This window comes from Nocardia aobensis NBRC 100429 (assembly GCF_000308375.1).
Classification (GTDB): Bacteria; Actinomycetota; Actinomycetes; order Mycobacteriales; family Mycobacteriaceae; genus Nocardia; species Nocardia aobensis.
Genome location: NZ_BAFQ01000281.1, coordinates 1 through 12095, shown reverse-complemented (window position 1 = coordinate 12095; position 12095 = coordinate 1). Strand labels below are relative to the sequence as shown.

The 12095-nt window shown below is 61.6% G+C and carries 11 protein-coding genes; 6 read left to right on the top strand and 5 right to left on the bottom strand.

All coding sequences use genetic code 11. The features are described from left to right. Positions 1 to 264 precede the first annotated feature (264 nt). The 3 genes from RJ03_RS29825 to RJ03_RS29815 all read left to right on the top strand — a co-directional run bounded on the left by RJ03_RS29825 (position 265) and on the right by RJ03_RS29815 (position 3464). Entirely contained in the window at positions 265 to 1068 is an 804-nt protein-coding gene (locus RJ03_RS29825; protein ID WP_245552429.1) for a fumarylacetoacetate hydrolase family protein, read from the top strand. After that, complete coding sequence (locus RJ03_RS29820; protein ID WP_036508869.1) at positions 1065 to 2621, top strand: AMP-binding protein; 1557 nt, start codon at positions 1065 to 1067, stop codon at positions 2619 to 2621. Before RJ03_RS29825 ends, RJ03_RS29820 begins: the two co-directional genes overlap by 4 nt. 159 nt (positions 2622 to 2780) lie before the next feature. Continuing rightward, the gene (locus RJ03_RS29815; protein WP_036508866.1) at positions 2781 to 3464 is read left to right on the top strand and encodes a hypothetical protein; all 684 of its coding nucleotides are present in this window, start codon (positions 2781 to 2783) and stop codon (positions 3462 to 3464) included. Between the two features lie 702 nt (positions 3465 to 4166). Here RJ03_RS29815 and RJ03_RS29810 read toward each other — a convergent pair. After that, entirely contained in the window at positions 4167 to 5117 is a 951-nt protein-coding gene (locus tag RJ03_RS29810; protein WP_036508863.1) for a quinone oxidoreductase family protein, read from the bottom strand. A gap of 92 nt (positions 5118 to 5209) precedes the next feature. Between RJ03_RS29810 and RJ03_RS29805 the strand changes: the two genes are divergently transcribed. Together RJ03_RS29805 and RJ03_RS29800 are read left to right on the top strand one after the other, a co-directional pair. Further along, on the top strand, positions 5210 to 5737 hold the full coding sequence (locus RJ03_RS29805) for a TetR/AcrR family transcriptional regulator (RefSeq protein ID WP_036508862.1): 528 nt from the start codon (positions 5210 to 5212) through the stop codon (positions 5735 to 5737). A 375-nt stretch (positions 5738 to 6112) separates the two neighbouring features. Further along, a complete protein-coding gene (locus tag RJ03_RS29800) occupies positions 6113 to 6448 on the top strand; it encodes a histone-like nucleoid-structuring protein Lsr2 (RefSeq protein WP_036508903.1) in 336 nt (111 codons plus the stop codon). A 240-nt stretch (positions 6449 to 6688) separates the two neighbouring features. Here the strand turns inward: RJ03_RS29800 and RJ03_RS29795 are convergent, their stop codons facing one another. The 3 genes from RJ03_RS29795 to RJ03_RS29785 are packed head-to-tail and all read right to left on the bottom strand — an operon-like array spanning position 6689 to position 9115. Then, on the bottom strand, positions 6689 to 7315 hold the full coding sequence (locus tag RJ03_RS29795) for a cysteine hydrolase family protein (protein ID WP_036508860.1): 627 nt from the start codon (positions 7313 to 7315) through the stop codon (positions 6689 to 6691). A 7-nt stretch (positions 7316 to 7322) separates the two neighbouring features. Beyond that, on the bottom strand, positions 7323 to 8288 hold the full coding sequence (locus tag RJ03_RS29790) for an MBL fold metallo-hydrolase (protein ID WP_157163530.1): 966 nt from the start codon (positions 8286 to 8288) through the stop codon (positions 7323 to 7325). 2 nt (positions 8289 to 8290) lie between these two features. Further along, the gene (locus RJ03_RS29785; RefSeq protein ID WP_051025421.1) at positions 8291 to 9115 is read right to left on the bottom strand and encodes an enoyl-CoA hydratase/isomerase family protein; all 825 of its coding nucleotides are present in this window, start codon (positions 9113 to 9115) and stop codon (positions 8291 to 8293) included. A gap of 134 nt (positions 9116 to 9249) precedes the next feature. Between RJ03_RS29785 and RJ03_RS39120 the strand changes: the two genes are divergently transcribed. After that, positions 9250 to 9861 (top strand): TetR/AcrR family transcriptional regulator, encoded by a 612-nt coding sequence (locus RJ03_RS39120; protein WP_036508898.1) that lies wholly within the window; start codon positions 9250 to 9252, stop codon positions 9859 to 9861. Positions 9862 to 10092: 231 nt separating this feature from the next. Here the strand turns inward: RJ03_RS39120 and RJ03_RS29775 are convergent. Continuing rightward, positions 10093 to 12095: hypothetical protein (locus RJ03_RS29775; protein ID WP_218001028.1), on the bottom strand; the 2003-nt coding region annotated here is incomplete at its 5' end.

Sequence of the window (12095 nt, the reverse complement as noted above, 5' to 3'; positions counted from 1 at the left end):
GCCACGGGGGTAGCGCTCATGTACCTGGTGACACGTTCCTTACGGTCACCCCCACCCCGCCATCACGGCCACCCGAAGGGCGCCGGCCGCAGTCGGCAACCACAGCGAGCTTGTATACATCAGGTAGAAATTTGGATACACTAATCAGTGTCATCCGGTGGCTCGCGGGATACCCAGGGCCCAATAAGGAAGGGCTACACCATGCGATTCGCAACGATCCGAGTCGACGGCGGCTGCTCCGCAGGACGAGTCGACGGAGACGAGGTGACGCTGCTCCCGTACGAATCGGTAAGCGCCCTCATTGCCTCGGGCGCGGATTGGCGAATCCGCGCTGCCGAACTCGATGGTGGCCGCACCATACACTTGGATTCGGTCGACTTCGCCCCTCTGACTCCGACGCCAGAAAAGATCATCTGCGTCGGAGTCAATTACCGAAGTCACATCTCCGAAATTGGGATTGATGAGCCTAGTCATCCCACGCTGTTCGCGAAGTACAACCGCAGTTTGATCGGGGCATATGACGACATCGTTTTGCCCGAGACCTCCGAGGCGGTCGACTGGGAGGTCGAGCTGGGCGTCGTGATCGGCACGTCCATTCGCGATGTGCCTGAAGAAGAGGCCTTGGATGCAGTCGCCGGTTATACGATCGTCAACGACGTAACGATGCGCGATTGGCAATTCAGAACGTCACAGTTCCTGCAGGGCAAGACATTCGAGGGCTCGACACCTGTCGGCCCGTTCCTCGTGACGCCAGACGAGGCAGAACATGCTCGCGACTTGGGCATTACCTGCAGTGTCGATCACGATGTCATGCAGAAATCGGCGACCAGTGAGCTGGTGTTCTCTGTCGCGCAGATCATCTCCTACATCAGCACCTTCATTACGCTCGCACCCGGCGACCTCATCGCCACCGGTACTCCTGCCGGCGTCGGAGCGGCTCGCACGCCGCCCGTCTACCTCACCGCAGGAAATACACTGCGGTCCGCGATCGACGGGCTCGGTGAACAGATCAACCGCTGCGTTACGGGGGGCTCCGCGCGCTCGGCCACTAAGGAAGAGTCGGCATGAGACTGATCGAGTACTTCGATCGTGGCGCTAGGATGAACCCGGACGGCATGGCCTTTGTAACACACGACCGTTCGGTTGAGATGCCGTATTCCGAGGTCGAAACGCTGAGCCACAGGATCGCAGCAGCGCTACATCGCGAAGGGCTTCGCCCGCAGGCACCGGTGGCGATATTGAGCGGCAACTCGGTGCTCGCGTTCCCCTGCGTTCTGGGCGTCCTCCGGTCAGGTTGCGCGTGGGTGGCACTGAATGCCAGATCCACAATGGAAGACATGGTGGCGCTACTCGACCTAGTCGAGGCACAAGCACTGCTGTTCCAGTCGGAGCTCGCAGAAATCGCAGATCAGATAGGCGAACAAGTAGCGAGCTTGCTGTGCCAAGTGGAGATCGGGGGCGCGAAAAGCGGCAAACCGACGCTGGCCGAATGGATCGCTCCGGCCGATACCAAAGTGCCGCTGCCACCTCTGGACGGCGACGCGACCACGGCCTTCTTCGGTACGGGAGGCACGACCGGTCGGCCGAAGGTCGTCGAAATTCCGAACCGCGCCTTCGAGACGATGATCCATGCCTTTCTGGCGCACCTGCCCGAACGGTCTCCGGTCCACTTGGTCGCGGCGCCCCTGACCCATGCGGCGGGCACCGGCGTCTTTCCAGTACTCACGGTCGGCGGTACGAATGTCGTTCACAAGAGCGTGGACCCGGGCGAGATTCTCTCCTCGATCGAGCGGAACCAAGTTACGCGACTATTCCTGCCACCCACGGCCATCTACTCACTGCTCACTCACGATGACGTGAAGACACGGGATCTCTCCAGCCTCGAGTACTTCCTCTACGGTGCCGCTCCGATGTCGGTCGAAAAACTCAAAGCGGCGATCGACACATTCGGGCCAGTGATGGCACAGTTTTATGGACAGACCGAACTTCCGATGCTGTGCGCCTTTCTCAGTCCGGAAGAACATGTCGAGGCTCTGCGGGACCCCCGTCTGATTCAGCGGTTGAGAAGCTGTGGCCGGCCCTCCGTGGTCGCCGACATCGCGATCATGGATGACACAGGCCAAATTATGCCGTCGGGTGCCAGTGGCGAGATCGTAGTCCGAAGTTCGCTCCGTATGACGGGATACCACAAAGCGCCGCACCAAACAGCAGCAGTGCAGCGACCGGGCGGCTGGCAGGCCACAGGTGACATAGGTTATCTGGACACCTCAGGCTACCTATATATCGTCGACCGCAAGCGCGATCTCATAATCTCCGGCGGATTCAACGTGTTTCCATCGGAAGTCGAGCAAGTTCTCTGGGAACATCCAGCGGTACGTGATTGCGCTGTCATCGGATTGCCGGACGAGAAATGGGGCGAACGAGTCACGGCGGTGGTCGAGGTAGAGCTGGGACAGTCGGTGTCCGAAGCCGAGCTCATCTCCCTCGCGAAGAAAAAGATCGGCAGCGTGAGGGCGCCGAAAGAAGTGATATTCCGCTCGTTACCTCGGTCTGATACAGGAAAGATATTGAAGCGTCAGTTACGCGACGAATACTGGCGCAACCAGGACCGACTCATCTGACGAGTTACGGCGCGATCGTAGAACAGGGCGCTGATCAATTCAGACGACCAGTAAACCCCGGAGCGCGCTAATGATGTAAACAATTTTTTTTCCCGCAATATGGAACACGATCGATATCGCATCACCGGCTCACGGCCGGCAAACTAGAAGGGCCCTCGGATGAAGCAACCGGCCGCATACACCTCGACCCATCGCGAACAAAATTTCCCAGAAGCCGGAACCGGCGCCGCCCGGCTGGCGAGCCTCGCTTTCTGGGCCGCGCTCAGTGGATCGCTCGTCTTTGCGATAGGTACCGTATTACATCCCGCCCGTGACGGATTCAGCATCGCGGGGGCGCCCGATTACTACGGCCTAACTCACGACATCCAGGCAATCGGTCTGTTTCTACAAGTGGTCAGCCTTGCTGCGATGCTCGGGGCCGGCAGAGCGCCTATCTCACGAATCAGCATCGCAGCTCCGGTCACTGCACTTCTCGGAACATTGTCCTGGTTCGCCCTGATCCTGTTCGACGGTTCCCATAATCCCGCCACGGCGCAATACGCGCCGCAGATCGTGCATAAATCGGCTGATTTCGGCCTGGATGCTGCAATTATTGTCATTCCAGCCCTCATCCTATTTCCGGTAGGTCACGCCGTGTTTGGCGTAGCTCTTGCCAGGTCGGGCGCAATGCTGTGGGGCGGACTGCTGGGAGTAGGAGCCCTTCTGTACACAATAGGCGGATATTTGATCTTCGCGATCGGACCGGAGTCGACTTCGATTCAAGTATTCGAAGTCGTCGGAGTTCTCCCCTATTCACTGGCTTTCGCCGCGCTCGGCTTCACGATTCGACGCGCCGCACCGTAGCGGGGTCTCTTAGTATACGGCAGGACCGCGCAATAGTCGTCGAACGAGACACCATCCGCGCCGACGGAGGCACCGCCGGTGCAGCTACGGGCCGACGACACAAGGAGGCGCATCACGCTCCGCCGATCGGCAAGTCACAACAAGGCTGAAATCCTGCCGCCCAGTTGAAATCCGTTAGAAGTCAATGGTTCCCGCTATTGCCCCGAGGCTTTGCGGACCGCAGATCGGGTCGCGCCATCAATGAGTTACTCCGTCCACCCCGCCACAACAACAAGGGTGCGGCGCGACAATCTAGCCCTCGCCGGAGAATGCGTAGATGCCCTCGAATGGCTACTGCCGCTGCTCGATCGGGTCCAATCTCTGCGTGTGCGGTCGGCCTCGAGACCTCTGATCGCGAGCAAGAAATCCGACTACCCCGACGCGTAACCCCGAACAGCGGCGACGAGGTATCGCCGGCTGTATTGCGCGACGTGACACCCACGGCAGGTCATCGCCTGTACCGGAACGGGAAGCAAAATCCTCCCTCGGTTGGCCAACCGGCGGCTGGCCAACCGAGGGAACGACGCACAGATCTCTACCCGGTTCCTCGACCGCGCCGCGGCCTAATCTACTGGTGACGATTGAGCAGCCGAATCCGATAGGTGCTCTTGGAGGCGCGGTTCGGAGCGACGTAGCGGCATACGCGAGTATTTGCATCGCGACTCAGACAGTGAGGATCGTCTTGCCGATCGTGGTGCGGTTCTCGAACGCGCGATGCGCCGCTGCCGCCTCATTCAGCGGCAGGACCGTGCCGATGACAGGTGTGAGCTCGCCGCAGGCGGTCAACTCCTCGGCTCGGCGTGCCAACTCAGGCCACCGCTGCGGACGATAGCCGAGGCTGAACGGAATGAGCGGCGCGCCGATCCGAAGCAATTGATCCGAAGCAATCTCGACCGGGACGCCACTGGCCGCGCCGAAGACGATCATTCGCGCACGAGGTGCCGTGAGCAAGTTGTACGCGTCGCGGGCTGTCTGTCCGCCAACGGTTTCCAGAACTACCGACACCGGCCCGACCTCATCGGTCCAACCCGGTCGCGTGTAGTCGATGGTTGCGTCGGCGCCCAGGTCGGCAGCCACTTCTCGCTTGGCCGCCCCACTCGCCCCCGCGACAACTCGCGCGCCGGCCCGTTTAGCGAGCTGGACGAGTAGTGTTCCGATTCCCCCACCGGCCGCCTCCACCAGCACTGTGTCGTCGGAACCCAAGTCGGCGGCTTCGATCACCCCCATAGCTGTCGCACCCTGCCCGAGCAGCGCGAGCGCCTGATGCTCGTCGAGACGTGCATCGAGCGGAATGGCCGCCGCCGCTGGTATCCGCACCAGCTCGGCGTAGCTACCGGAGGCGACGGTGCCCACCACCCTGTCGCCGATGCGGTCAGTGCTGACGCCTGGGCCGACCGCGGCCACCGTTCCGGCTACCTCGATACCCGGTGTATGCGGCAACGGTGCACCGAGCGGATCTGGGACCACTCCGGCGCGCACCTGCACCTCGAAGTAGTTCACTCCGGTAGCCACCGCCCGGACGAGAAGGTCACCCTCGCCCGGCTCAGGATCGTCGACCTGTTCGACCCGGAGTACCTCCGGGGCCCCGAACTCGTGATAACGGACAGCACGCATGCGATTCCACCTTTCAATTCGGACTAACGGTCCGCTTAACATGCGTTATGATACGGACTATTGGTCCGCTTCTGTCAAGAGGAGAGTCGAAGATGCGTGCTGACGCCGAGCGCAATCGATCTGCGATCCTTGCCGCTGCGGGGCGCCTAATCTGCGAAGACAAGCTGAACAATGTTTCGATGGACGACATCGCGACAGCGGCCGGAGTCGGTAAGGGCACGCTGTTCCGCCGGTTTACAGACCGGGAGGGGCTGATTCGCGACCTGTTCGACGACCGCACCAAACGAGCATGGGCGGCCGTATCCGATACCGCCGCGAATACGAGAGTGCCCGTCGGCGAACGCATCTTGGCGGTCGTGGCCGCGGTGTTCGACCTCACAACGGTCGAGCTGCAACCGTTGATGCGCGCCCTGCCCGATGGCTGCCAGTCGGAGACATGGGCGCCGTGGCGCGCACTGCTTGCGGAGTTGATTTCGCAGCTCACCCCCGACGCAGATGCGGAGTTCCTCGCCGCGGCGATATTTGCGAGCATGCGCCCGGAGATCACAGACATGATTTCTGGACAACGCCATCGTGACGGAATCCTGGATCTGACCGCACGGGCTGTCGGCATTCACTGACAGCACCTGCGGATCGCAGATCGAGGCCTGAAGCCGTTATGCGAGGGACCGGCAAGCTATCCGCGATTGGCGCGCTCGAATGACAGGCCATCGTCCTAGCAGGGCAGACTCCGAGCAAATGCTGGTGCGGCCAAGTTGATCGAAGATTTGCGGCCTGAATCCCGCGTCACAGTGGTCGTCCAGCTGTTTGAACTCACCAGCGGAACTATCGTTTTCAGCGATCACCGACCGCCTGTCGGTGGTGCGAGGGCGTCGGAGACGAGGCCCCTCGGCCACGGCCGCGGGCGCTCGCCGGGCAGCCTGACAAATCAGCGGGCAGCCGGTCAGCCTAAGCTTGCCCCCCAGATACTTCGACAACGAGATATGGAGGACGACGTGGCAAAGAAGATCATCGTCGAACTGATCGACGACTTCGATGGCAAATCGAAAGCCGAGGAGACGGTCTCGTTCAGCCTCGACGGCGTCGAGTACGAGATCGATTTGTCGAGCAAGAACGCACTCAAGCTTCGAAACGTGTTCGAACAGTGGGCCGGCGTCGCCCGCAAGGTCGGCCGGATCCCTCGGGGCAAGGCCAAGACCGGTACGCGTACCGCTGCCGACAAGCAGCAGACCGGCGCTATTCGCGAATGGGCGAAGAACAACGGCTACAACGTTTCCAGCCGCGGACGAATCCAAGCCGATATCGTGGAGGCATACAACAAGGCAAGTTAGAGCCCGACGAACGCAGCATCTCAGCCCTCCAACGCGGTCGCCTCATTGACTATTCGTCGGGGCGCCAGCCGTAGCGCAGAGCTTTCGGGTTCGCCGTCGTGGCCGCGGGAAGCTCTCGGCTCCTCCGTCACCAGCGACGGCACTCTGACAAGCCCCGGCAGCAGGCACTCACCACACACACCGCAACGTCGTCCCGTGACCGCTGCGGCCGAATTTGGGACAGCGCCGTCGTTGTCGTAGTTACTGCAGACCTCGCCAACCCGTGATGAGTTCGTCGGTAGTAACTATCGCATGTGCGAAGGTCGGCCCGTTGATCTCATGTGCTGCGTGCATTGCCTCACGGCTGAGGGCAGCAGTCGCATCCCTGACCAACGTCGTGTGGTAGCCCAGCTCTGTCGCGAAACGACACGTCGATTCGATGCAGGTATTGGCGAGCATGCCGACGGTCACGACGTGATCGATCCCACGCTGCCTGAGTTGGTGGTCCAGATCAGTGTTGGCGAAACCGCTCTGCGCCCAGTGTTCCTTGATCACCACATCGGTCGGCTGGACCTGCAAATCGCCGTGGAAGGCACCGCCCCAGGTGCCCTTGGCGAAAGTCTGAAGCTCGGCAGAGGCCACTTGGGTGGCCGTCGGGAACCTCCACTCCTCGTAGTCGCCCGGTTCCCAACGGTGGTGGGGGACGAAGAAGATCTTGACACCGGCACTCCGGGCCGTGTCCACGATCGCGCGTAGATGGTCCAGCAAATGCACTTCCTCGGCAACCTCCTGTAGCCGTGGCCACAGTTTGCCGCCCTCACTGAGGAAATCGTTGTAGGGGTCGACCAGCAGCAAGCCGGTTTTCGCTGGGTCGTGATGAGAAGCCATAATTCACCTACATGCCTTGGGATTCCGGCAATCGACAGGATCGGTTTGCTGTCCCCGATTCGAGGAACAGCGGGTAGCCGCTGGTGTATGTCAGTTCGATCAGTTCGGTGTGGAGTGCTGCATGGGACAGTGCTGCACGGATGGGGGCGAGGTCGGCAGGCACCGACCGGCCGGGCAGGAAGTCGTCGTGGTGGCTGAGAATCACGCGCGCGGGATGGAGGAGCTGCGCTTGCCAGGCGATAAAATCGGCGAGGCTGCCCTGGATCGGTTCGCCGTCGATGGTGGGCCTGCCGGCCGCGGCAAGGATAGCCACGTCAGGACGTATATCCCGCAATATGCCGCTCCAGTGTCCGGAAGTGTCTTGGAACAGCAGGCTGCCTTGGCTGGTTTCGAAAAGGTACACCAGGGCGCCGCCGTCGCCGCGCGGATGCTGATTGCTGAGTTGCATGTGGGCCAGTATCTGGGGTGAGAGGGCAGCTAACCCTGCGGCCGGGGAACGTTCGGCCTGACGGACTTGACGCTCCTGATAGGTGAGCCACAGATCGCCCAGACACTCTTCATCGGAAGCGGGGAATTGGTGGGTCCAGACCGAGGAATGCAGACTGGGGTAGGCCGTGACCGTCACATCCGACGATAGGCGGATGCGTTCGCTTCCACTGACCGGTAGCAGTTGATCGTCGGGAACGCCCTCTTGTTCCATGATCCGGATACTTTCGTGGCTGCCGATGATCGTGGCACCGGTACGCCGGGCGATGCGTTCAGCGCCCCACAAATGGTCGAAATGGGAGTGGCCGACAACTATCCAGTCCGCTCTGTCGATATCGTCGGTGTGTACATCGGGTCCGGGCGCACCGGGAAACCGATCGATGTAGGCATCGAGGAAGACGACCAGCTCGCCGACGGTCAGCCGAAAGGTGGCGCAGCCATACCAATCGAGGGTTGCCGCGACCGTGCCGCCGTAACTGCCGCCCACCACTACCCCCGGTTGCCAGGTCGGTCCGTAAAGGCGCCGAAGAGTTCATGCGCCATGCCGAATCCATGATCCTCCAGCAATCGCCGCCTGAAGGGGCGCTGCACGATGGCGTGGGTCAGGCGTCGGGTAGCGCGGGATCTTTCCATCATCATCTGCGCGATCTGTCGTGCGCGCGGCAGCAGATTGTCGGTGGGCAGCACCTCGTTGACCAGTCCCAGGTCCAGCGCTTTGCGAGCATCGATTTGCTCGCTGGTGTAGAAGGCATGAGCGGCTCGCTTGGGCCCCAGCAGGGATTGAAAGGCGAGTTGCAGGCCGTCGCCCGGCACCTGTCCGGCGGCGAAGTGACCATCGGAGAAGACGGCATCCTCGGCGGCCAAGGTGATGTCGCAGAATAGGGCGAGCTCGGTATGGAAACCGGGACCGTTGACAACCCCGATGGTGGGGACATCGACCCCGAAGACAAGGTTCTCCAAAAGCTTTATTGCGTCGTAGTAGAGCTCGTAGGCGGTATCGCCCGGCCATTCATGAAACGGCTGCGCGAAGGAGGCAGGGTCGACGCCTGCCAGCCACGCGTTTCCGGTCCCGGTCAGAATTACAACCTCATTCCGAGGATCGTTGCCAACCTCCTGCCATGCCTGGCCCCAAGCGTTGTGAAGCCCCAAAGAGTAGATGGCGGGGCCGCCTTCGGAGTGCATCCGCAGTTCCACGACCCCCTCGTTGCGCTCGATGACAAAGTGGTCGGAGTACTTGTACCCATACTCCTCCAACGTCGGCCGCCCAACGAATCCGCCTAGGCGGTCGTGCCACTCATCGATTTCTTTGGACATCGGCCTGTACCTTTCGATCCGACACCTCTCGCCGGCACGCGAGGAAAATCGGGGACTGTCCCCGCTTGTAAGGTTGTACGATAAGGGGACACTCCCCGATTTGCAAGTGATCGACCGAAAGACCGCACGTGATCATGCCGGAGACCGACGCGCCCACCTCGGCGCGACGCCCTATGCGCGCGGACGCGCGCCGCAACTACGATCGGCTGCTGGCAGCGGCGGGGGAAGCCTTCGCCGCCTACGGAGCCGATGCTTCCCTGGACGACATCGCCAATAAGGCAGGAGTCGGCAACGCCACGCTATACAGGCATTTCCCCAACCGTGAGACTCTTCTGGAGGCGGTCTTCCGTGACCGAGTCCACACGTTGTGCGCCCAGGCAGAGGACTTGCGCGGCCGCGGATCACCGGATGACGCACTGGTCACCTGGCTACGGGCTCTGGTCGCACACGTGGCGGCATATCGTGGCCTGGCAACCTGGCTCATGTCCACCGCGTCCGCACAAGGGGAGCCCTCGGTGTCATGTCAAGAGTTGATTCGCGCCGCAGGAGAATCCCTGCTCCTCCGGGCTCAACAATCCGGAGCTGTCCGTCCTGACATCGGCACCTCACAACTGCTTAGGCTCACCCACGCGATCGCCTTAGCTACCGAACAGGAGCCCGGCGAGGCCGACCAGATTCTTTCGCTGCTTATGAACGGCCTCCGAGTGCAGCCGGCTCCACCATCCAGCTGTTCCTGCGTCCACTGACCCGACACTAGTGACGAATTCCGTTTGTGTGCCCGGAATTCGGTGTCAGCGATTCGGACGACAGTGCGGTTCGGGAGCGGGAGTCGCGACTGGGTTGGCGATGGCAGTCGATCTCGCTGCCGGCGGCGAGGCGTGATGGATGTTGGTGGCTGGTGGTGGTCTTGACCGCAGCGGGCTTCGCGACCTCGATGTGGCTGCACCGACGCCAGACCCCCAGCGCACCGGCGCCGACTACGTGACCGCGGGCCCATCGGCCGATTCGGCAATTTCAGCCTCCACGGCCAAGATCTCGCGATCGATGTTGGCGCGTGCCGCGGCGGTCGCTGGGTCGTGGCGCTGCCCCACCAGCGTGTACAAGCGGCCGAATTGGCCTTCGAGCGCCCGGCGGAGGCGGAAGATCGGCAGGTAGCGTTCGATCGCCGTAACCCGGTCGCATTGCGACAGATACTGCCGGATCAGGCTAGCCGACTCCGGGACGAGCGGAGAGGCGGACCGGAGTTCGCCGCGCAGGTAGTCTTCGGTCAATGTCGACTCCGGTATACCAGCCGTCTCGAACACCATGATCACATCATCGTTCAAACGCCCCAGTTCCCCGCGTGCCTCCCGCAACGTACTCGGATCGACATTCTCCGGCCGTAACCCATGTTCGGCGAGATCCAGGTGTCGCAGCTCCAATTCCAGTAAAGTCGTGCCGAGACGTTCGATCAACATTTCCACCCCTGGAGCTTGTGCCCGACGCGCGAAGTGCCGGACTTCGGCATCAAGGATCACCATATCCGGAATCATGCCGAGAAGTGCATCGGCCCGTTGCTGGTGATTTTCTGCCTTGGCATACCACACGAGGGTTGACAGAATCTCGACAGGACCCTGCTCACCTTCCTGGGCTTCCCAGTAGTCCTCGACTTTGAGGTAGCCCACGTTCAATGGCCGTTCCAACGCCTGGCGCAGCCCGGCCACCTTGACCGGATTCAAGGTCCCGTGTTGGGCCATCTCCTCGGCCAACCGCTCGGCGAGTTCGACGATCATTTCCCGACGTTCCAGCCTGCGTACTAGCGCCGCAATCAATTCAACCTTCGCATCTGCATCTATGACGGTCCAGTGTCCCGAGACAGGAGCCTCGTCGAGATAGCTGACGAACCGACGCTGCGCCGCAACCGCGACCATGAGCCGCGGGGCTTTGACGAATAATTCTTCGGTTATATCCAGATTCGAGATCGGCATCAATTCGCGAATAGTTTTCATTACTATTTCGGGCAGCAGCTTGCCATTTCTCTCCCGATGCCAGCCAATTTCGGCCAGCAAGTTCTCGATGTAGTAGGTATATGTTCGAAGCAATTTGGACAAGGCAGGTAGCTCCATCCTCAGTTGCCACTCCGGAGTCCCGTACCAGGCATACGAAGGGTTCACGAGAGCCACGGCATCGATGTCGTCGAACAAGAGTGTGTCCAACCGCACCAAGGCACGCGGGTCGATCTTGTCCCCGGACCACGGGTCGTAGTCGACATCCTCGAGGAAGTTCCTCGGCCGACCACCGAGCGGATCCTCCACGCGGCGCATGGCATTGCGCTCAGCAATCAGGCGTTCCAACCGTATCGCGGTAGCGGCGGCCCACTCACGTTCCGCGGCGATGGGATCCCACTCCCTGTCATCACGGATCGGGTTGTCCCCAAAATCGAAAACCACGGCGACGAGCGCAGCCTCCCCCTCACTACTGCGTCTGAACTCGCGGAACAGATCGCTTGCTTTGAGCAAACCGCCGCGCAAATCGCTTCTGCCGAATGCGGCCCAATACACGTTCTTCGCTGTATCCGGATCACCGAAGGCCACCGTCAGCTCGCGAGCATGACCGTCCACACGGTGCGACAACAGCTGCACCGAAGCTCCACCGTCCTCAGCCCAGTCCGTCAGCACCTTCTGGATGTCGCGACGACCTTCGGGCTGCTGCTTGTGGCCATCCGAACGATCGGCAACCGGCGCGCCGAGGACAATGCGTCCGGCCGCGTCACGCACCGCCACCGGCAGTCCCGGAGCGTCGGCCAAAATTTCTGGATACTTCTCCAACAAGGTCTCTTTCACGTCCGACGGCCAGATACGCCAGGCTTCGGAATTGGTGGTTGCCAGACGGCGTAGCTCGTCCAGGTCGGCACCGGAGGCAGCGAGCACGTCTCGCGGGTCGGTCATACCGGCTCGTGCCAGAGTGGTGAACAGTTCCCCGGCCGGCGGGTTCCACGGGG

Bases quoted from the DNA above. Each gene is read 5' to 3' on its own strand.
- RJ03_RS29820 (WP_036508869.1), top strand. From the start codon at position 1,065: ATGAGACTGATCGAGTACTTCGATCGTGGCGCTAGGATGAACCCGGAC.
- RJ03_RS29815 (WP_036508866.1), top strand. From the start codon at position 2,781: ATGAAGCAACCGGCCGCATACACCTCGACCCATCGCGAACAAAATTTC.
- RJ03_RS29810 (WP_036508863.1), bottom strand. From the start codon at position 5,117: ATGCGTGCTGTCCGTTATCACGAGTTCGGGGCCCCGGAGGTACTCCGG.
- RJ03_RS29805 (WP_036508862.1), top strand. From the start codon at position 5,210: ATGCGTGCTGACGCCGAGCGCAATCGATCTGCGATCCTTGCCGCTGCG.
- RJ03_RS29795 (WP_036508860.1), bottom strand. From the start codon at position 7,315: ATGGCTTCTCATCACGACCCAGCGAAAACCGGCTTGCTGCTGGTCGAC.
- RJ03_RS29785 (WP_051025421.1), bottom strand. From the start codon at position 9,115: ATGTCCAAAGAAATCGATGAGTGGCACGACCGCCTAGGCGGATTCGTT.
- RJ03_RS39120 (WP_036508898.1), top strand. From the start codon at position 9,250: ATGCCGGAGACCGACGCGCCCACCTCGGCGCGACGCCCTATGCGCGCG.